Below are 21516 nucleotides of genomic sequence, written 5' to 3' on the forward strand. Positions count from 1 at the left end.
TGTGTGTCTTAAAAGCCGCTGTCGTTGTGCAGCGGCTTTTTTGTAACTAGAGTATCCCAAGTTACGGTGGGACCTCTCTTATGTTTGCTATGAATGATTGTATAACGTGCATTACGAGAGGGCGGACTAAATATTAGGCTGGTGATTAATGGCTAAATACGAATTGTTAAACAATACCTCGCACAAAGATTTAAAGGTCGATACACAGCTAAAATCGGATTATGGGGATAATGTTCATGCGGTACCAACATACCTAACAGAGTTTGAGGATGTTCAGCGTGAATACCCTATTTTATTTAGGCATGATTCAGACGATTTTGAGGCGTTTGTTGTATTTGGTTTTCAGCGAGAAGAGAACCTGTTTTTAACGCAGGCTGGCTGGTCTGCCAAATACGTTCCGGCCGTTGTGGCGCGAGGTCCTTTTTTGATCGGTTATCAAAGAGGCGAAAATGGCGGGCCAGAGGAGCCCATGATTCATGTGGATATGGATAGTCCGCGCCTTAGTGAGGCTGAAGGTCAGCCTGTCTTTTTAGAGCATGGTGGTAATACGCCTTACATTGATCGTGTTAGCAGGCAATTGCTGGCAATTCATGAGGGGATCGAGCTAAATAAAGCTATGTTTTCGGCGTTTTCGGCGCTAGATCTTATTGAGCCGGTAGTAATGGATGTTGAAATCCCCGGCCAACAGCCTTTTCGATTGCAGGGCTATTACACGATACATGAAGAAAAGCTGGCAAACTTAAAAGAGGCTGATTTGGTGGCCTTGCATCGCGCGGGTTTTCTTCGGGCGGCATATTTAGTGTTGTCTTCACTCGGCAATCTGTCTCGTATGGTAGAAATGAAAAAAGCTAGAATGCTAGATGAGTGAGGGTTACGTCTTCACGCATTAAATGTATATTTTCTCGTAAGGATTGCTGAGGGTAGTTTTTGAAAAATAATATCAAGCGAATTGTCATTGCGGGCGGTGGTACTGCAGGCTGGATGACTGCGGCCATGTTCTCTGAGTACTTTAAAGGTATTATGGATGTGATTCTTGTTGAGTCCGATACCATTGGCACAGTGGGGGTTGGCGAGGCAACCATTCCTCCAATACGTGTGTTTCATCGTATTCTCAATATTGATGAGCAAGAATTTATGCGGGCGACGCAGGCCACCTTTAAATTGGGGATTGGTTTTGATGGTTGGCGCAGCGAGAATCAAGATTATATTCATTCGTTTGGGAAAACAGGTAAAGAGTACTGGGCTTGTGACTTTCAAAATTTTTGGCTGAGAGCAAAGGGGCTGGGGGTTGAGTGTGAATACGGTGACTTTTGCTATGAGTTACAGGCCGCGAAGGCTGAAAAGTTCGGCGTGTCTGAAAAGTCTAGCATCAATTATGCGTACCACTTAGATGCCTCCCGATACGCAAAATATTTGCGATCGTACAGTGAGGCTCGCGGGGTAAAGCGAATAGAAGGCCTGATCGATAACGTTGCGATAAACACCGATAGTGGGTTTATCGAATCATTGCAGCTTGATAGTGGCGAGTGCGTGGCTGGCGATTTGTTTATTGATTGTACTGGTTTTCGTGCGCTGTTGATCGATAAAGTTACAGAGAGCCGTTTTGAGGACTGGTCCCATTGGTTAAAGGCAGACCGGGCCGTTGCCTTGCAAACAACACTATCCGGGCCTGCCGTCCCATATACAAAAAGCGTTGCTCATGATGCCGGTTGGCGCTGGCGTATTCCGTTACAGCATCGTGTTGGAAATGGTTTTGTTTATAGTAGTCAGTATTTGGGAGATGACCAAGCGGTAGAAGAGTTAGTCTCTAGCGTATCAGGCGATACAGTTTCTGATCCGCGTGTGATTAAGTTTAAAACCGGGCGGCGCGCAGAAGGTTGGAGCAAAAACTGTATTGCTCTGGGGCTTGCAAGTGGGTTTGTAGAGCCTCTGGAATCTACTAGTATTCACTTGGTGATGTCGTCGTTGGTACGTCTTATAAAATTGTTGCCTTCGACCGGCTCGCTTAGCTCGGTGGCTCGTGAATACAATGCCCAAACGAATCGTGAGCTAGAGAATATTCGTGATTTTATTATTCTGCATTATCATATTAATGGCAGGAAGGGCAGTCCATATTGGCGCGATTATGCCAATATGGATATACCCGATACGCTCAAGCACCGTATTGAACTTTTTAAAGAGTCCGGCAGGGCATTTAACCGGGATGGTGAAGTCTTTATTGCCGAGTCCTGGGTGCAAGTGATGCTGGGACAGGGCATCACTCCTCATTTTTACAACCCTATTGTTAGTGCCATGAGCAAATCAGATCTCGAGAAACTGCTGGCCGGAATTCGTCAGGCTGTTGATAAATCGGTTGCTCGACTGCCAAATCACAATGATTTCGTACAAAAGTATTGTGCGGCTGAAAAGCCCTAGCGCTATGTCAGGTTAAACGTTTAACGTTGAGGCTAAATGTTTTTAGAGATGATATGAGTACACCGATAGTAAACAGCAAGGTTGAGTGGCGCGAATCGGTCGATCAAGATGTATTTTTGAATGATATTGTGACCGCTGCCAAACCAGTAATTTTTAAAGGCTTGACTAATCATTGGCCATTAACCAAAGCGGGTGCTGACTCCAATGAGGCACTTGTCGCCTATTTAAAAAGGTTTAATGTCGATAACGACGTTCGAATCTTGATAGGCAATGATGGGATTAAAGGCCGCTTTTTTTATAATGAAGATATGAGTGGCTTTAATTTTCAGGAGAAACGTGGACCTTTTGGAATGGCTCTGGCGTTGCTAGATGCCTATCGCGGAAAACCCTCGGAGCCCGCCTTATACATGGGTGCGACCTCGGTCGCCAAAGTTCTTCCGGGTATGGAGGTGGACAACTCCCTTGATATCGTTGCTGATGTGCCGCCTCATATCTGGATTGGCAATGCGGTGACGATTGCTCCTCATTTTGATACCTCCACCAACGTTGCCTGTGCGGTCGCTGGACGTCGGCGTTTTACACTTTTTCCTCCAGAGCAAGTTGCAAATCTGTACGTTGGGCCAATAGAGTTTAACCCCGCTGGTCAACCGATCAGCTTGGTCGATTTAAAGCAGCCTGATTATGAGCGTTTTCCACGCTTTCGGGAGGCGTTGAACCATGCGCTGGTGGCTGACCTGGAGCCAGGAGACGCATTGTTTATTCCTCCTTTGTGGTGGCATAACGTCGAGTCGTTTGACCCCTTAAATGTTTTGGTTAACTACTGGTGGGAGCCTTTAACACCCATAACCGGTTCACCTCTTAATGGATTAGTGCAGTCCATGCTGACAATTGGCCACCTTCCTGACACACAAAAAGCGGCGTGGCGCGCGCTTTTTGATCATTATGTTTTTTCCGCCGAACCTCCGGGTGAGCATCTGACGCCTGAGATCCGTGGTTTAATGGGGGCTTTGACACCTAGCCTGAGAGACCAGGTAAACGAGTTCTTGAACAACAAAACTGATGGCAGTCGTTAATGCTTATTTTACGATGCCTGACTTTGTCGAGTCTCGGTGTTGAGTGAGGGAAAGTTGGAGCCTATATGAAGCCTATAACGTCACGTAAAACCAAGCAAATTGAGGGCGTGACGCCCAATACAATACCCTTTGATGAGTTAGTCGATGCCGGTGAGCCCGTTATCTTGAAGGGCACTGTGAAAAACTGGGGGTTGGTACAAGCGGGGCAAACCTCATGCACCGATGGAATTGATTACCTTAAATCGTATTACGGTGGCCGCCCAGTCGGTGCGTATTACGGCGCTCCTGAAGTCTCGGGGCGTTACTTTTATACTAACGATGTATCGGCGCTGAACTTTGAAAAGCGTCGCGTGGCTTTAGATGAGTTTCTCGATACAGTTGAAGAGCATTTAGTCGATGAGCGGCCGCCATCTCTTTATGTGGGCTCCAGCGATATAGATCTTTGCTTGCCCGGGATGCGAGAGGACAACAGCTTAGGCTTAAACCATCCCATGTTCGAGTTTCGGCGCCCGTTTTATAGTATCTGGCTGGGCAACCCCTCGGTTATATCTGCGCATTACGACGTGCCCAATAACTTGGCGTGCTGTTGTTTGGGCAAGCGACGTTTTACATTGTTTCCGCCAGAGCAAATTGACAACCTTTATCCCGGCCCGTTAGAGCCTACCCCAGGTGGCCAGCCTATTAGTATGGTGGACTTCGCCAATCCCGATTTTAACTGTCACCCTAGGGCGAAGTGGGCTATTGATTCGGCGCAAGTGGCAGACTTAGAACCGGGAGACGTATTATTCTACCCCAGTATGTGGTGGCACCAAGTGGAGTCTTTTAGCCCTTTTAATGCCATGATTAACTACTGGTGGGATACCACTCCAGATTATATGGGGACGCCAACGAGCGTTCTGATGCATGCACTTTTGAGTATTCGAGGTCGACCCGAGCAGGAGCGAAAAGCTTGGAAGCATATTTTTGATTATTATGTTTTTGGCTCTACCGAAAATTCTGTGGAGCACTTGCCTGAGCATGCTTGGGGTGACTTGGGAGCGTTAGATGGTATGAAGGCGAGAAAGCTCAGAGCATATCTGCTCAATCGTCTTAACCGATAGCTAGCACTGTGAAATAGGCTTAATTTTTAGGTAGGGACTACCGGCAAAGTGTACTTAAATGTACTCTTGAGTGGTCGCATAATGTACAGCGTTTAAAGAGCTTTTGCCACTTTATACTCATGCGCGAGGTGGGGCGCATTCAGGGTGTGAAATACAGTAATCTTGGCGCATATTTACCTGCTGCATCGGTGGTTAACGAATGTTCAGCAAACACGATCTTGATAAACGATACTGATAAAACTTATAAGGAGCCTATATGGCTATTAATGCCTTTCAGCGCCTAACCCTGGCGGGGGCCGTAATGGCCGCTCTGGTGGGGTGTCAGACGCAAAATGACTCAGCCTCAGCGGGTACGAGTAAAAGTAACCATGTGACTTGGCCTGCGGTGCACAGTGAAGTCGAGCAGGACCCTGCGATCGAGGCCCGTATCGACGAGCTGTTGTCCCAGATGACGCTCGAAGAGAAAGTGGGACAGATGATCCAGCCGGAAATTAAGCAGGTAACCCCGGAAGACATCCGCGAGTATCACATTGGCTCGGTGTTAAACGGCGGTGGTACGACACCCGATAACAACAAGTATGCCAGCGTCCAAGATTGGGTCGATTTGGCTGATAGTTACTATTACGCATCTATCGATAAAACCGATGGTCGCACTGGGGTACCAATTATCTGGGGGACCGATGCGGTCCACGGTGTGGGCAATGTGGTAGGTGCTACCTTGTTCCCCCATAACATCGCTTTGGGAGCGACTCACAATCCGGATTTGCTAGAGCAAATCGGCTGGGTTACCGGGCGTGAACTAAAAATCACCGGTATCGATTGGAACTTCTCTCCTACCGTGGCGGTATCGCGCGATGAGCGCTGGGGCCGCGCTTACGAGGCCTGGTCAGAAGATCCAGAGCTGGTAGGCCAGTACGCCGGTCGTATGATTCGCGGTTTGCAGGGCGAGCCCAAATCGGACGACTTCTTAAATGAAGATCACGTTATTGCAACCGCCAAGCACTTTATTGGCGATGGCGGCACCGCTAAAGGTATTGACCGTGGTGAGACGCTCGCGACGGAAGAGCAGTTGCGCGATATCCACGGCGCTGGTTATTTTAGCGCTCTCGAGGCGGGCGTACAGGTGGTGATGGCATCGTTTACCTCGTGGGAGGGCACGCGTATGCACGGTCATGAGTATCTGCTGACCGATGTGCTGAAAGGCCAAATGGGCTTTGACGGCTTTATTGTGGGTGACTGGAGTGGTCACGGCTTTATTCCCGGCTGCACTGCACTTGATTGTCCGCAGGCTGTTAACGCCGGTTTGGATATCTATATGGCGCCGGAGCCCGAGTGGAAAGAGCTGTTTGCCAGCACGGTAAAACATGCCGAAGATGGCACTATCCCCATGTCTCGTATTGATGATGCGGTGCGTCGCATCCTGCGCGTTAAGCTGCGTGCTGGCCTGTTTGAAGTAGGTGCTCCATCCGAGCGCGGTATCGCCGGACGGGCCGACCTGTTGGGCGCTCCCGAGCATCGTGAAGTGGCTCGCCAAGCGGTGCGTGAGTCGTTGGTGTTGTTAAAAAACAGCGATGGCTTATTACCGCTAAGTCGGGACGCGAAAGTCTTGGTGACCGGCGACGGCGCGGATAATATCGGTAAGCAAGCCGGTGGTTGGTCGGTAACGTGGCAGGGAACGGGTAATAAAAACTCCGATTTCCCCGGCGCGACGTCTATCTACGATGGTATTGCCGAGGCGGTTGAAGCTGGCGGTGGTAGCGCTGAGCTGAGTAAAAACGGCAGTTTTAAAGAAAAGCCCGATGTCGCCATCGTGGTATTTGGTGAAGACCCTTACGCCGAAATGCAGGGCGATTTGACCAACTTGATGTACAAGGGCGGTTCGGAGTCCGATCTAGATTTACTTAAATCTTTTAAAGATCAGGGTATTCCGGTGGTATCGCTGTTTATCACTGGACGCCCACTGTGGGTCAACCGCGAACTTAACGCCTCTGATGCCTTTATGGTGGTTTGGCAGCCGGGTACCGAGGGTGAGGGCATTGCCGATGTTGTGTTCCGCAAAAACGATGGCTCGATCAATCACGACGCTACAGGGCGGTTGTCGTTTAGCTGGCCTCAACGTGCAGACCAGTACCGTTTAAATCGCGGCGACAAAAACTATAACCCGCTGTTTCCTTACGGGTTTGGTTTGAGCTATGCCGATAAAGACACGCTGGGTGATGAGCTGCCAGAAAGCGGCCTAAAGCAAGCCGATACCCAGGACGTGCTAGAACTGTTTAATCGTCGTCCTATCGAGCCTTGGGGTATTGAGGCCGTGGGCGCTGAGAATGACCGTGCTGTCATGACCAGCAATACCCTGCAAACCTCTACGGTATTGGTTGAGGCGGTGGATCGTAATGAGCAGCAAGATGCCCGTCGAGTAGTGTTTAACGGTAAGGGAGCAGGCCATGTTGCTTTGTTTGCCGAGGATCGTCAGGACTGGAGCGGTTATGTGAAAGCCAAATCCGTGCTGTCTTTTGATATCAAAGTCGACAAAGCCCCGACCGAAACCACATACTTGCGTCTCGGTTGTGGCTCTTACTGTGCATCCGATATTGATATGACTCAAGGTATGCGCGAGCATTTGGCGGGTAGCGACTGGCAAACCGTGACGGTTGATCTGTCGTGTTTCCCCGCTGCTGGCGAAAACTTCGGTTTGGCTCAGCCGCAATCTGAGTACATCACTCAAGTGCTCCGCCCGTTCACCATTTATACTACCGGTGAACTGGATATGAGCTTTGCTAATGTACAGCTCTTAAAAGGCCGTGCGGAGAGTGCTATGGTGAATTGCCAGTAGTATCGCCATGTAAAATGCCGTTTCGGGCACTGTTGCCGGAGCGAGTCATATAAAAGCAGCCTCACCTGAGGCTGCTTTTTTGTTTCGGGAAAGCTTCTTTTTTTACAGGATCCGAAGTTTGGTTTATCGCGTAGGTCTTGCCGATTTAAGCGGTATTTCGCCTTAACGCTTATCGCAGGGCGCCTTTACCATAAAAATTCTTTCTGGTTATTCTTCTTTATAGGTAGGGCAGGCGCGGCTTACCTGCTGCACTCGGTTCTCGGTTACGCTGCTTCTCTCTAATATCGCTTCATTTTGGCGCAAAAACCACCATGTAATGGGTTACATAGTGAAGTGTAATGGGTTACACTTCGGGTCGATCGCCGTCGCGGTCATGCCTTAGGGGCCAAAAATAAGCGTTTATACGCCAGCCCTAGTTGGCTAACCAGTTTCCAATCGGCTTCTGAAACTCAGGAGCGCGAGACTGGCTAAGCGGCCAGTAGTATTCGCTTAGACAAGCGGAACCACGATAAAGAAGACCTAGCCCGGTCTTTGATACGAGGTAGTGCGTACGGGAATAGTTAGTGATTCCTAATCATAATAAAGGAGAGATCCATGTATAAGAACACCAATTTTAAGAGAAAGATGATGGCATCGGTAGTGGCCTCTTGCGCGTTGGCCAGCCTTAGTGGGGTCGCTGTCGCACAGGATGATCCGATGCTGGAAGAAGTTGTTGTCCGCGGCGTTCGCGCTGCACAGGAGACAGCGGTAAATATCAAGCGTGACGCAAACTCAGTAGTGGACGCAATATCGGCCGAGGATATAGGCAAATTGCCCGATGCGACTATTTCTGATTCATTGCAGCGTATTCCCGGCATCCAAATCCGCCGCTCAGCTGGTGAGGGCTCATCGGTTAATATTCGCGGGCTACCGCAAGTGATTACCCAGCTCAATGGTGAGCAGTACCTCGGCGCTAATTCTGTGGTTTCTATTCAGCCCAACTTTGGGGATATTCCGTCACAGTTGTTTAAGGGGGCTGATGTATATAAAACTTCAACAGCCGACCTTAAATATAGCGGTATTACCGGTACTATTAATTTAAAAACCTACCGTCCTTTTGATTTTGATGAAGGTTTTACTTTTGCTGGCGGTGTAGAAGGGCAATACGGTGAAGAGACTGGTGAGACAGATCCATCGCTCAACGCGTTGATGAATTGGCAGAATGAAGACGTTGGTTTTATGCTTGCGGGCACCTACGCCAACGTCAATTTGGCGAATTCTTACAATGGTATTAATACCGGGTCTCCGGGCGATGCAGGCTGGACGTCGCAAATTACCGACACTCAGGTTGGCTTGCCCGATATGGGGCGGCGCTATATGGGTTCGCAAGGTTTTTCAGCCTGGAAGCAGGTGACTGAGCGTGAGCGCATGGGGTTAAACTCATCTTTTCAGGCTGACCTTGGCGAAGGCTTTATGTTGACCGCTGATTGGTTTTATACCGAGCAAGATGAGTACAACCGAAAAGTGGGTATGAGCGCCACCAATAAATGGCAAGGCGATAATTGGTTTGTACCAACGCAAGATGCTGCCGCCGGCGCTGAAGACTGGTATTCATGGACAGAGGCTGAGTTGTCGCCGAAGCGGTTAAAGTCTTTTACCCAAAACGATGTTTGGCATACTTCATCAAACAATATTAATGTCCAGTTGGACTACGATAACGGCGGTGCTTTTACCGGAAGTTTCCGAGCGGTAACCGGTAGTGCGGAGCGCGAAAAGCGTCATGCCTATAACGAAGGTGATTTAACGAATGGCACGACCACGGGTGTTAACCCATTAACATGGAGCGGTAGTGGCACACCTACGGGTTTTTTCCCCGCATCTGAATGTGGCCCAGACGCAATCGTTTTGGGTGCCGACGGCGGATGTTTTCAGCCTATTAATCCCGGTGGTTATAGTGAACCCCCCCAGATTACCTACAACACTGCCGGCGAGCACGCCCAGTGGGGTGGCTTTGATCGCCCGCTGGCCGGTGGGCTTGGTGCCGATGCAACCATTGCCGATTACATGGGTAACTTAGACAGTTATAACGTTGGCGCATTCTCATCAGAAAACAATGAAAATGCCGAAGGCGATTTGACCGCTTTTAGTATGCAGGGGAATTATAAATTTGATGAAGGCTTTATCACCGATATTGATATTGGCCTGCGTTCTGGTCAAAGGTCATCTGAGTTTGAGCGTTACAACTTATTTAACCAACCTTACGCTGATAGTTGTGAAGTTCAGTGGAAGGCAACCGATGTGCAGATGCATAGCGGGCCTTGCCAAGACGGAGAGCTGGTAAGCGGAACCCTAAACGGAACGGCCATCGACAATATGTTTGTCGGTTATACCGCTTTACCGCCTACGGCGTTGGATGAGCACAACAATGTTAACTGGGTAACTGATTTTGGACCGGTAGGCGGTATACCCGGTATGTGGGCGGTTGATCCCACAGACTACGATGACCCGGAGGCTTTCCAAGAGCGTGTTTTTGGGCCCTCCACAAAATATGTAATTCCAGGCAGCAGCTTTGATGTCAACTTGGATGAGCTGACTTACTACGCCCAAGCAAACTTTGAAGCCGGTGCTTTACAAGGTAACTTGGGGCTTCGTGTTGTTGAGACCGACCTTACCGTTCGCGAAAATGTGGCTGGCACACAAAAAAGCTACGGTAACACCAATATAGACGAGGGCGATAAAGTTACCAACCGTAAATACACTGATTACCTCCCATCGTTAAACCTTGCCTACTGGGTTAATGATTCGCTGGTAGTACGTGCCGCCTATACGGAAAATATGGTGCCGCTGGATCTAAACCAATACGGCGAAGGCTTGGTGTTGAACTATACCATTGACAGTGAAGCGGGTAGCCCTACCGAAGGTCAATTCGTCGTATCGGGCGGTAGTGATACGGGGAATGCCAGCCTTGAGCCTTGGCGCTCAACTAATTATGATCTTTCTGTCGAGTGGTATGCGGGGGCGGCGACTGTATTTAGCGCAGCGGCGTTTTATGTGGATATTGAAAGTTTTACCGAGTCTACAACGAGCAACGAACCTCAACCTGATGCTGACGGTGTCATTCGACGTAACGTTGATATTACTCGTTTAGTGCAAGGTGAAGGCGGTAGTGTAGAAGGTGTCGAGCTGTCGGCCAAAATTGCCTTTGGCGACTTTACCGATAGCTTCCTGGGTAATTTTGGTTTGGATAGTAACTATACTTACTCGCCTAGCGAAGGGTCGGGCACTGATATTTTCGGTGAGAAAAATCTATTCCCCGACAACTCAGAAAGTCAGTTCAACTTGGCTGCGTGGTATGAAGCGGACCGTTTTCAGGCGCGGATTGCCTACAACTACCGTAGTGAGCGTTTAGTCGCTATCGGCGGGGGCGCTTGGGGTGCTTTGAACCTCTATCAAGATGAGGCTGCCTATGTGGATGTGTCTGCCAGTTATGACATTACCGATGCTGTGACACTCTATGCATCCGGCTCTAATGTAACCGGTGAGTACGAGCACTACTACCTCGGCTTTGAGGATCAGTACGCTTTCCAAAACTATTACGAGCCGCGTTATACATTAGGCGTTCGCGCGCGCTTCTAAGCTATTATTTCATGGGACTTACTTTGCCGCCCTTAACCGGGCGGTTTTTTTTGCTTGATCAATAGAGTAAGCAGTGAAATATTATAAAGGTTATAAATTTGAATTTTAGCTGTGACGCTTACGGCCTTAAGCTTTTGTGCGTCACTCACTATCATACTCAAGACACGAGCTTTTAAAGTGCGAGCCTTGATGCGCCGCGTGCGGGGGATATAATGAGTGGCTAGGAAACGTTAAATTACGATACAAAAATGCCACTTTTGAGTGGCATTTTTTTGGGTAAACTAATAACCTCGAGCACCAATACGTCATTGAGGGCAACGGTCTAACGCCAGCGCTCCCAAGCATCCATAACTTTAGCCGAGTAGCGATAACTGCCGTAGCTGCCGTTGTAGCGGGCCAGCGCCTCGGCCAATCGGCCATCGGCGATATCAATATAGTGTTTTAAAATAATACAGCCGTAGCGTAAGTTCGTGGCAGCATCAATAAGGTTGTCTTCTGGGCGTCCGATTTCGTTCTTCCAAAAGGGCATAATTTGCATAATACCCATAGCGCCGACGGGCGATATGGCAAAGCGATCAAAGTGGCTTTCGGTTTCGATTACCGCGAGCACCAGCTCAGGTTTAACATCGGCAGCGGTTGCCTCGCGGTGAATCAAGCGTAGCAGAGCTAAGCGCTCATCGGGGCTTTTAATATAGCGGGCCAGCCTAGTGTCCATCAGCATCAGCCAGGCTTCGGCATCAAAGCGGTCGGTAAAACTGTCGGCGCGTTCGATGTGGTTTTTAAGCAGCTGGCGCAGCTCGTCATCGACTGTTGACTGCGGGATGATGGGCTGTTCTGTAGCGGGGGTTAAGATGATATTGCCTGCCATTTGCTCGGCGCTCAGCTCGGCAGCGCCTACGAGCAAACCGCAGGCAAGCGCGAGTGCGCACGCCTGCGGGGCTTGGTGCCGGCTGTTAACCGCGAGCGAGCGCATCGCTAATAAGGCTGACAATGTGCTCTTGTGCCACGTCTTGCTTCTCGGCGTCGCGACGGCCTTTGTATTCGACGTTACCTGCCTCCAAGCCGCGATCGCCCACCACAATGCGGTGGGGAATACCCATTAAGTCGGTGTTGGCCAGCAGTACGCCTAGGCGGGCTTTTTCTTCATCCATAAGCAGCACGTCGGCGCCGGCGGCTTGTAAGTCGCGATACAGTTGCTCGCAGGCTTCGGCTACGCGCTCAGATTTGTGCATGTTGATGGGCACAATCGCTACTTGAAACGGGGCAATGGCGGCGGGCCAAATAATGCCGTTTTCATCGTAGTTTTGCTCGATGGCCGAGGCCACCACCCGGGTGACGCCGATGCCGTAGCAGCCCATAATCATGGTTTGCTCTTTACCGTTTTCATTGAGTACGGTAGCGCCCATGGCTTCGGAGTATTTGGTGCCCAGCTGGAAGATATGACCGACTTCGATGCCGCGCTTAATTTCTAAGGTGCCTTGGCCGCACGGGCTAGGATCGCCAGCGACGATGTTGCGAATATCGGCCGCTTCGGCCAGCGGTAAATCGCGCTCCCAGTTAACGCCGGTGCTGTGTAGGCCGTCTTTGTTGGCACCGCAGACAAAGTCTGCCATGGCCAGGGCACTGTGATCGGCAATCACGCGAATAGGTAAACCACACGGGCCAATAGAGCCTACGACCAAACCCAGCTCCGCTTTAATACGCTCCTCAGGGGCAAAGGTAAGCGGGTTGGCAATACCGTCGAGTTTTTCGGCTTTAATATCGTTTAGTTCGTGATCGCCGCGCAGCACCAGTGCTACCAATGGCTGCTGAGCGTCTTCCTCTTTGGCTTCACCCAATACGATCAGGGTTTTAATTGTCTCGCGTGGGGCAACCTGTAAAAATTCAGCGACCTCTTCGATGGTGTGCTTACCTGGAGTGGCCACATCTTGCTTGGTGGCGCTCGCTGCGGCGCGTTCGGTAGCGGGGGCCAAGGCTTCGGCTTTTTCGATATTGGCGGCGTAGTCCGAACTGTCGCTAAAGGCGATGGCGTCCTCACCACTGTCGGCCAACACGTGAAACTCGTGGGAGAAAGCGCCCCCGATAGAGCCGGTATCGGCCAGAACGGGTCGGTACGCCAAACCAATACGGCTAAAAATGTTGCAGTAAGCGCTGTGCATGCGCTCGTAGGTTTGCTGCAGGCACTCAGTGCTGGAATGAAAGGAGTAGGCGTCTTTCATAATAAACTCACGGGAGCGCATCACGCCAAAGCGCGGGCGAATCTCGTCGCGAAATTTGGTTTGTATCTGGTAAAAGTTGGCCGGTAGCTGTTTGTAGCTGTTTATTTCGCCGCGCACTAAATCGGTAATGACTTCCTCGTGGGTGGGGCCAAGGCAAAATGCGCGGTCGTGACGATCGTTTATGCGCAGCAGCTCGGGGCCGTACTGCTCCCAGCGGCCCGACTGCTCCCACAGCTCGGCGGGCTGAACTACTGGCATCATGACCTCTTGCGCACCCGCTTGGTTCATTTCGTCGCGTACGATGTTTTCGACTTTGCGCAACACTCGTAGCCCCAAAGGCAGCCAGGTGTATAGGCCAGAGGCGAGTTTGCGGATCATACCGGCGCGTAGCATTAGCTGATGGCTGATAACCTCGGCGTCGGCGGGAGTTTCTTTTAATGTGGCGATTAAAAAACGACTGGAGCGCATAGTGTTAAGTCTTGTCTAAGGGTCAATGTTTACTATTGGGGTTCGTTCTGGGCTAATGGCTGAGTTTAGGGCGCATGGACATGGTAATAATCGCTATACTCAGTGTTGTTATCTAGCCGGGCCCTGAGGCTTGGCAGTATCCGGGTATTCTACGCAGCTTAGACCTCGGGGTACAGATATCGAGGCGTAATTTGACAGGCCTGCCGCCGTGTTTGGCTACTGTGGCCAGGATAATCAGTGGAGAGCAATTATGTTTGTATTAGACCAACGTCTTACTGACGATACGTATGTTATCGGTCGTTTTGAGTTGTCGTTGTTATTACTGGCCAAAGACGCCAATTACCCTTGGTGTATTTTGGTGCCCGAGCGTGAGAATGTGATGGAACTGTATCACCTCAGTGACGCAGATCAGCAGCAGCTAACCCGGGAGTCCTGTCAATTAGCGGAGGTGATGAATAGCCTGTTTGATGCCGATAAAATTAATATTGCGGCGTTGGGCAATATCGTGCCGCAGCTGCACGTCCATCACGTGGCGCGGTTTGAGTCCGATGTTGCGTGGCCATCGCCTATTTGGGGGGCTGCAGATGCTCTAGACTATGAGTCTGAGCGGTTGCAACAGCGGATTGCGAAACTTACCGATGCGTTGGCCGGAGAAGGCTTTACGCCTTTGTCTAGCCAAGAACCATATCAGCCGCGCGAGACAAAAATCCCTAAAATTAACTGCTAACAAGTGTGTTAGATACAAAAAAGCCCGCGGCTGCGGGCTTTTTAGGGAGTGGCCGGAGTGTTACAGGGCCATTTCTTTTAGTTTTTTCAGGGGGCGAACCTTAACAGTGGTGGTGGCAGGCTTCGCTTTAAACATGGTTTCTTCACCGGTAAAGGGGTTGATACCTTTGCGAGCTTTAGTGGCAGGTTTTTTAACCGTTTGCACTTTTAATAGGCCGGGCAGAACAAATTCGCCACAGGCACGCTTTTTAATGTGACCTTCAATGACGGCAGACAGTTCGTCAAGCACAGACTGAACCTGTTTTTTGCTCAGCTCGGTGTTCTCGGCAATTTGCGACACAATTTGCGTCTTGTTGTAGCGCTCGCGAACAGCGGTAATTTTGCGCTCTGGTGCTGCTTTAGCCGGGGCTTTTTTGGCGACGGCTTTTTTGGCGGGTGCTTTTTTCGCCGGTGCTTTTTTTGCGGCCATGGTGTGATCCTTTTATTGAGAGTTGAATAAATAAAATACTAAAGCTGTAAGTTGCATGCCGTGCACGTTTATACAGCTTATTTTTAGTCGGCAACGCGATTGAGTCTATATATAAAGGATTAAAAAGCGATCAGCAAGAGAAAAGTCACTCTAGTAGGGGAAATACCGCAAAATTTACACTGTAAAGCAAAATTCGCCTACTGTTTGTGCTTGGACGCTGACTCGCGAGCGCGTTCGACTTTTATGTATATCGTCTGCCCCGAAAGAGGAAGTTGGTAGTGTTTGGCGGTATTCGAAGTGTTTTGGGGTTCGCTCGGGGTAAGCGCAAGCCACTGTCCAACCGGGCCTGAAACACGTGTTTCAATGTCGTATAAATCTTGCTCGACCTCATTGCCCTGGAAGTGACGAGTGGCCAGCTCGATGGTTGCTGTGTCGGCGTTGAGCGCGATTGTGGCGTAGAGTTCGTAGCCTTCGCTTTGTCGGCGCTGTCTATTAAATCCACCCCAGCCAGAGGGGGTTAGATCCTCTTGGATGTGCGATTGTGCGATTCGCGTTGGTTGCTGCGTTTGCGTGCGCACTTGTGGCGCACGCTGATTAATAGCCCGTGTTTGGTAGTGCCGATGATTGGTGCCGGCGCTTAAGCCGTTGGGCTCTTGCGGTGCACTAAAGCGAACGCTGAGTGTTAGCTCTTCGGCGGGAGTGTCCAGTTGTTGCAGTAACGCTTCTATTTCGGCAATGTTATGAGCGTTGCTGTTAATCACAAGCCGGTGATTCACCACCGCTATAGTGCCGGGCGCGGGGACAAAAGGGGCAAGCTGCTCGACCAACTGTTCAGCGTTTAAGTGGTGAAGAGGTAGTGTTTTAAGGATTAGCGTTGACTGCTCTTCGCCGGCCGTGGTATCGGCCAGAGCGTTGTTAGTGCTAGGCTCGGCACCTACGGCGACATTAACGCCGCTAACGCCTACAAAAAGCGCTGTGCATAATAGCCAGCGGATGTAACGGTAAGCGCGCATATTGGCTCCTGGTGACAAGGTTATAGGTGAAGAGGTCGTAAACCGGGCTCGGCTAGCGCGTGTTGCCAAATCCTTTGGTGCTCGTCAGCAAGGTTTTTTACCTCTTGCGCGGCCTGGTAGTTGGCAAATCCAGTCGGCTGCGTATCATCGTTTTTGTACAGCAAAAAATCCCGGTCTGCGCATATAAACCCCATCTGCGGGTTGTTGGGCTCAATCACTAACTTGCGCAGTTGTACCTTACTGGGTAAACGTTGGTGCAGGCGAGCAATACGGTGGCCGCGCTCTAACATATCGGCGGTATCGCGGACGAGAATGTGTAACTCACAATTGCGCGCCCGGCGGGCAAATTGTGACAACGCTAGTGCGGTATCGTCTCGATCGTAGATCAAAGGGTCTAATTGGTGGCTGATAATATAAAGCTTACGCCGCGCTTTAGCGATAACACGGAGAGTGTGCTCAAGGCAGTGCGCTACCGAGTCAAATAGGTAGAAGCTGTCGTTAGCGTCGGGTTGATGGTTCACGTTGCCTCCGCTGTTACTATCACATGGTTTTTATAAGCTCGTTTGCCAGATCATCGCGCGATGTTGAATGCCAGCATCCATAAAAACGTCCCCGTGGGCATAAAAACCTAACCGCTCGTAAAACGGTATCACGTCGCACTGGGCGTGTAAAAACACCTGATTACAGTGAGTATAGTCGGTTTGTTGTTGGCACCAGCGAAGCAGTTCACGCATTAAATAAGTGCCCGCGCCGTGCTGACGCGCAGGCGCCACAATGGCGACCCGGCCGACATGAAAATGTGTGCAGCCTGCGCAGTCTTCCCGTAAAACTCGTGCACAACCGATGGCGCCGCTAGGTACGCGAGAGGTTTGCGCCGCTGAGGTCAGTAAAAAGTGATTCGCCTGGTGGTCGGCATCGTCCCATTCTAGCTCTGGCGGCACATGTTGCTCTTCGATAAACACTTGCCTGCGAACTTCGCACAGAGCTTTGGCGGCCGAGCGCCAGCTGACGGTATGGCATGTAAGCGCGGTCACGATTGTTCGTCGTCCAGTTCGTCCTCGTTATCGATAATGACCAGCGTGTTATCGGTTAGCAATTGCATGACTAAGGATGTGTCGGTGTCGTTACTAAGCAGCGCGTCTAGTGATTTAATTGACCATTGGCGCTGGTTTGATAGGGCCGCCGCAAGCGGCGCCGAGCAGGAAAAGGCTTGGCCGTCGACGAATAAAGTGGTGGCGTTGTCGTCGGTAAAGTAGCAAAAACGTGCCCCCAGCTCGCGCTCCGCTTGGGCGTTTCGCTTAAGCCACTGCTGCCATTTTTGTCTGGTAATGTTCTCTGGGGTACTCTCTAATGCGAGCTTGGGCTCGGTCATATAGCGACCAAACCACTGGGCGATATTGGCAGGTGTTAAGTGGCTGATGAGTTGTTTCTGCAGTTGTTCAATAACGGCTATATCAATAGCGCCCGGGCTCGTGCTTGCCCGCGCATTTTGATCTTTATAGCGATTGTCATTGGTAAGCGTGGCGGCAATGTGTTGGCCAAACTCATCGAGAATGTCAGCTTCAGAGGGCGCTCTAAAGCCGATGGAGTAAGTCATGCACTCGTCGTCCAGAGCTGTGCCCCAGTGGGCGACGCCGGGTGGGATATAGAGCACGTCGCCGGGCTGGGCGACGTAAGTCGCCTCGGTTGTAAAGTCGCGCAAAATGTTTAAGTCGGTGCCCTCTAAGCGTGGACTTGTGCTATCGCAGCGCTGGCCAATGTGCCACTCGCGAGTACCAGCCCCTTGGACTAAAAATACATCGTAATAATCAAAGTGGGGCCCGGCACTGCCACCGGTAGGTGCGTAGCTGACCATGACATCATCGAGTCGCCAATTGGGAATAAACCGAAACTTATCCAGCAAGTCGGCCACCTGAGGCTCCCAGTGATCTACCGCTTGTACTAATAAGCTCCATTGCTCGGCGGGCAGTTCGGCAAAGTCCCGCTTGGTAAACGGTCCGGTTTTTAGCTGCCACGGGGCTTGGTCGTCGTGAATAATTAAGCGAGACTCAATGACTTCTTCCAAAGCTAAGCCTGCGAGCTCGTCGGGGCTTAAGGGCGAGTGAAAACCGGCCAGCGCCTGCGGTAAAAAAACCGCGTGTTGCTGCCAGTAGTTTTTTAAGAATTCGTCGATGGGTAGTTCGCTCAGATGGGTGAGAATCGAAGAGGCCGGAGACATGGTGACACCTCAAAGCAAGGCCGGCCCAATAGGGCCGGCTTGTGGGGTTAAATCGCTTGGGCTTGCGCGGTGGCGTTGCCGATATAGTTTGCGGGAGTTAGTTCGCGAATTGTTTGCTTAGCGTGCTCTGGAATATCCAGAGTCTCGACAAACTCGGCCAGCACTTCGCGGGTAATTTTTTGTCCACGGGTAAGGGCTTTAAGTTTTTCGTAGGGCTCGGCGACATCGTAGCGACGCATAATGGTTTGGATTGGCTCGGCCAATACTTCCCAGCTATTGTCCAGGTCTTCGGCTAAGCGGGTGCGGTTAATTTCGAGTTTGCTAACACCTTTTAAGGTCGATGCGTAGGCGATTAGGCTGTAACCAAAACCAACGCCCATATTGCGCAGCACGGTGGAGTCGGTCAGGTCGCGCTGCCAGCGCGAGATGGGCAGCTTTTGCGCCAAATGGCTAAAAATAGCATTGGCGATGCCGAGGTTGCCTTCGGAGTTTTCAAAGTCGATGGGGTTTACTTTGTGCGGCATGGTGGACGAGCCTACCTCGCCCGCAATGGTCTTTTGTTTAAAGTAACCCAGAGATATATAGCCCCACACGTCGCGGTCAAAATCGATCACGATAGTGTTAAAGCGCGCGATGGCGTCAAATAACTCGGCGATATAATCGTGTGGTTCAATTTGTGTGGTGTAGGGGTTCCAGTTTAAGCCCAAAGAGGTAACAAAGGCTTTGGCATTGGCTTGCCAGTCGACGTCGGGGTAGGCCGACAGGTGCGCGTTATAATTGCCCACAGCGCCGTTAATTTTGCCCAGCAACTCAACGCTTTTAATTTGCTCCAGTTGACGACGCAGGCGCGCCACCACGTTGGCCATTTCTTTGCCGACCGTAGTGGGCGAGGCGGTTTGCCCGTGGGTGCGCGATAGCATGGGATCGGCGGCGTAGTCGTGGGCCAGCTTGGCTATGCCGTCGCTGATGGCCAGGGCGTCGCTCAGTAGTACATCGCGGCCGCGGCTGAGCATTAAGGCGTGCGACAGGTTGTTAATGTCTTCGCTGGTACAGGCAAAATGGACAAACTCAAGCACGGCTTCCAGCTCGCTATTGCCCGCAAATTTCTTTTTAAGGAAGTACTCAACGGCTTTAACATCGTGGTTGGTGGTGGCCTCGATGTCTTTAATAGCCTGTGCGTCTGCCTCGCTAAATTGTGCAACGATGGCGTCTAACTGTGCGTGGGTGGCATCGCTAAAAGCGGGCACCTCGGCTACGCCGTCGAGCTGGCTCAGCTGTTGTAGCCAGCGGACTTCAACTTCGACGCGGCAGTGAATAAGGCCGAATTCACTGAAAATAGGTCGTAGAGCGGTCGTTTTGCTGCCGTAACGGCCATCGACGGGGGACACAGCACTCAGCGGGGAAAGTTCCATGGGGCGATCTCGCAAGTTAGTCAGAGTAAGTTAATAGGCTTGTGGAGTGGGCGTTAAATCGGCCTGTACTAGCCGGCGGTCAGTGCCAGCTAGTCCTCCTTAAAATAGGGGCGGTATGATACCGTAAAGTCGGTGGTTTTTCAGTCAGTTTCTATGGGTAGCTTATACCCGTAAGTTGCGCAGTAGGTTTTCGGTTTCGGCCAGGATACGCTTGCGTTGTAGCACTAGGTGCAGCCGTGTGCCCCCGAGTTGGCGCCAGAGGGTGGCCGAGCGAATAGCCGCCAACAGTAATGCGCGCACTTGGTTGGCCACCCGTTGTTGCTGCAAGTAGCCGGGGTCGCCCGCCACTTGAATACGAAAGCGAAAGCGACTGATAGTGTCGCTGTAGATATCTGCCAGATTCCCGATGACATTCTCGTGGGTGGGGCCAAAGTGCAAGGCCTGCTGCGAGGCTTGTTTGAGGCGGCTGGAAAGCACCCCCAGCATGTCTTTGCGTTTGCGCAAGCGCCCCTGTAGGTGCAGAACGCCGGCGCTGTAGCGCACGGTGTTGTTTTGCAGTTGCTTGCTGGACAGCAGCAAGTCACGCAGAGTTTCGAGTCCTAAACGCAGGTTTTCCGGGCGACCGCCGTAAACGCTGATGGTATCGGGTGGGTTTAAGTCCAGTAGGCTATTAATACTGCACTCATAGGCATCGCTGGGGATAAACCCTGTGCGTGCTAACTGATCGACAAGGGCTGCGGCCTGAAGTATGCCAGCCGCTGCCAATGTTACTTCTTGCCAGTTGTTTACCTTAGCCAATGAAAACTGCCTTATCGAAGATGGTTGAAAAAATACGCGGTTTAGCGGTTTTCGCTGTGTTCGATGACGCCGCCGCCGAGGCATACATCATCTTGATAAAAGACCACCGATTGCCCGGGTGTGACGGCTCGCTGTGGCTCGTCAAAGGCTACCGCTAGCTGACCTTTGGGTAGTAGAGTTACCTCACAAGTCTGGTCGGGTTGGCGATAGCGGGTTTTGGCGGTAACCCGCAGCGTGTCCGTTGCCGGGGCACCGTTGATCCAGTGAGCTTGTCCCGCGCTTAAAAAGTTAGTGTACAGCAGTGGGTGGTCGGTTCCTTGCGCCACCTGTAATTGGTTGTTATCCAGATCTTTGGCGATTACAAACCAAGGTTCATCGGGGGCCCCTTTGACGCCGCCAATACCAAGCCCCTGGCGCTGGCCAATGGTGTGATACATCAGCCCGGCGTGTTGCCCGATGACGGTACCCTGAGTAGTGACGATCTCGCCGGGCTGAGCTGGCAGGTACTGCTCTAAAAAGTCTTTAAAACGGCGCTCACCAATAAAGCAAATGCCGGTGCTGTCTTTTTTGCTGTGCGTAACCAGGTTGTGCTGCTCGGCAATACGCCGCACTTCGGGTTTTTCCAGCTCACCCACGGGGAATAGCGTGCGGGCAAATTCGGCCTCGCCCACGGCGTGCAAAAAGTAACTTTGATCTTTGTTGTTATCGAGCCCGCGCAATAAATAGGTATGGCCATCGCGCTTGGTGCGGCGCACATAGTGGCCGGTTGCGATTAAATCGCCACCCAGCATCTCAGCGTACTCAATAAACACCTTAAACTTGATTTCGCGGTTGCATAGAATATCTGGGTTGGGTGTCCTGCCGGCTTTGTACTCGGCTAAAAAGTGCTCAAACACATTGTCCCAGTATTCGGCGGCAAAGTTAGCGGTGTGTAATTTAATACCAAGGGTGTCACAAACCTTTTGCGCGTCGGCCAAATCTTCTTTGGCGGTGCAGTAGTCGGTGCCGTCGTCCTCTTCCCAGTTTTTCATAAATAGCCCTTCTACACGGTACCCTTGTTGCAGCAGCAGCAGGGCAGATACCGACGAGTCGACGCCGCCGGACATGCCGACGATCACCAGAGGGGTGTTTGTGTTACTGCTAGAGCTCATCATGTA

At 51.1% G+C, this 21516-nt stretch carries 17 protein-coding genes; 7 read left to right on the top strand and 10 right to left on the bottom strand.

The features are described 5' to 3' along the window. Positions 1–148 precede the first annotated feature (148 nt). From AACY82_RS00955 to AACY82_RS00980, 6 genes are all read left to right on the top strand, one after another. Positions 149–868 (top strand): SapC family protein, encoded by a 720-nt coding sequence (locus tag AACY82_RS00955; protein WP_339614884.1) that lies wholly within the window; start codon positions 149–151, stop codon positions 866–868. A gap of 59 nt (positions 869–927) precedes the next feature. Then, complete coding sequence (locus AACY82_RS00960) at positions 928–2415, top strand: tryptophan halogenase family protein (RefSeq protein WP_339614885.1); 1488 nt, start codon at positions 928–930, stop codon at positions 2413–2415. A 53-nt stretch (positions 2416–2468) separates the two neighbouring features. Further along, on the top strand, positions 2469–3488 hold the full coding sequence (locus tag AACY82_RS00965; RefSeq protein ID WP_339614886.1) for a cupin-like domain-containing protein: 1020 nt from the start codon (positions 2469–2471) through the stop codon (positions 3486–3488). Between the two features lie 65 nt (positions 3489–3553). Beyond that, positions 3554–4588 carry a cupin-like domain-containing protein gene (locus AACY82_RS00970; protein ID WP_339614887.1) on the top strand — a complete coding sequence of 345 codons (1035 nt, stop codon included), beginning with the start codon at positions 3554–3556 and terminating at the stop codon, positions 4586–4588. Positions 4589–4844: 256 nt separating this feature from the next. Beyond that, positions 4845–7421 (top strand): glycoside hydrolase family 3 N-terminal domain-containing protein, encoded by a 2577-nt coding sequence (locus AACY82_RS00975; RefSeq protein WP_339614888.1) that lies wholly within the window; start codon positions 4845–4847, stop codon positions 7419–7421. A 594-nt stretch (positions 7422–8015) separates the two neighbouring features. Further along, positions 8016–11036 (top strand): TonB-dependent receptor, encoded by a 3021-nt coding sequence (locus AACY82_RS00980; RefSeq protein WP_339614889.1) that lies wholly within the window; start codon positions 8016–8018, stop codon positions 11034–11036. Positions 11037–11358: 322 nt separating this feature from the next. Here the strand turns inward: AACY82_RS00980 and AACY82_RS00985 are convergent, their stop codons facing one another. Together AACY82_RS00985 and AACY82_RS00990 are read right to left on the bottom strand one after the other, a co-directional pair. Beyond that, a complete protein-coding gene (locus tag AACY82_RS00985) occupies positions 11359–12027 on the bottom strand; it encodes a lytic transglycosylase domain-containing protein (protein ID WP_339614890.1) in 669 nt (222 codons plus the stop codon). Next, positions 11990–13723, bottom strand: coding sequence for a proline--tRNA ligase (locus AACY82_RS00990; RefSeq protein ID WP_339614891.1), 1734 nt, complete (start codon positions 13721–13723; stop codon positions 11990–11992). The genes AACY82_RS00985 and AACY82_RS00990 overlap by 38 nt, the downstream gene beginning before the upstream one ends. A gap of 250 nt (positions 13724–13973) precedes the next feature. Between AACY82_RS00990 and AACY82_RS00995 the strand changes: the two genes are divergently transcribed. Then, positions 13974–14450 carry an HIT domain-containing protein gene (locus tag AACY82_RS00995; RefSeq protein ID WP_339614892.1) on the top strand — a complete coding sequence of 159 codons (477 nt, stop codon included), beginning with the start codon at positions 13974–13976 and terminating at the stop codon, positions 14448–14450. Positions 14451–14510: 60 nt separating this feature from the next. Here the strand turns inward: AACY82_RS00995 and AACY82_RS01000 are convergent, their stop codons facing one another. From AACY82_RS01000 to mnmA, 8 genes are all read right to left on the bottom strand, one after another. Further along, positions 14511–14918, bottom strand: a complete 408-nt coding sequence (locus AACY82_RS01000; RefSeq protein WP_339614893.1) for an HU family DNA-binding protein — start codon at positions 14916–14918, stop codon at positions 14511–14513. Positions 14919–15115: 197 nt separating this feature from the next. Beyond that, the gene (locus AACY82_RS01005) at positions 15116–15931 is read right to left on the bottom strand and encodes a secretin N-terminal domain-containing protein (protein WP_339614894.1); all 816 of its coding nucleotides are present in this window, start codon (positions 15929–15931) and stop codon (positions 15116–15118) included. A gap of 20 nt (positions 15932–15951) precedes the next feature. Then, a complete protein-coding gene (locus AACY82_RS01010) occupies positions 15952–16452 on the bottom strand; it encodes a hypothetical protein (protein WP_339614895.1) in 501 nt (166 codons plus the stop codon). 30 nt (positions 16453–16482) lie between these two features. After that, positions 16483–16965, bottom strand: coding sequence for a GNAT family N-acetyltransferase (locus AACY82_RS01015; RefSeq protein ID WP_339614896.1), 483 nt, complete (start codon positions 16963–16965; stop codon positions 16483–16485). Continuing rightward, positions 16962–18149, bottom strand: a complete 1188-nt coding sequence (locus AACY82_RS01020; RefSeq protein ID WP_339614897.1) for a cupin domain-containing protein — start codon at positions 18147–18149, stop codon at positions 16962–16964. Before AACY82_RS01020 ends, AACY82_RS01015 begins: the two co-directional genes overlap by 4 nt. Before the next feature lie 47 nt (positions 18150–18196). Further along, positions 18197–19561, bottom strand: coding sequence for an adenylosuccinate lyase (gene purB / locus AACY82_RS01025; RefSeq protein ID WP_339614898.1), 1365 nt, complete (start codon positions 19559–19561; stop codon positions 18197–18199). A gap of 162 nt (positions 19562–19723) precedes the next feature. Next, entirely contained in the window at positions 19724–20359 is a 636-nt protein-coding gene (hflD, locus tag AACY82_RS01030) for a high frequency lysogenization protein HflD (RefSeq protein ID WP_339614899.1), read from the bottom strand. 41 nt (positions 20360–20400) lie between these two features. Beyond that, positions 20401–21513 carry a tRNA 2-thiouridine(34) synthase MnmA gene (gene mnmA, locus AACY82_RS01035; RefSeq protein ID WP_339614900.1) on the bottom strand — a complete coding sequence of 371 codons (1113 nt, stop codon included), beginning with the start codon at positions 21511–21513 and terminating at the stop codon, positions 20401–20403. Positions 21514–21516: the final 3 nt, after the last annotated feature.

Origin of the sequence: uncultured Gilvimarinus sp. (genome assembly GCF_963972205.1) — a bacterium.
Classification (GTDB): Bacteria; Pseudomonadota; Gammaproteobacteria; order Pseudomonadales; family Cellvibrionaceae; genus Gilvimarinus; species Gilvimarinus japonicus.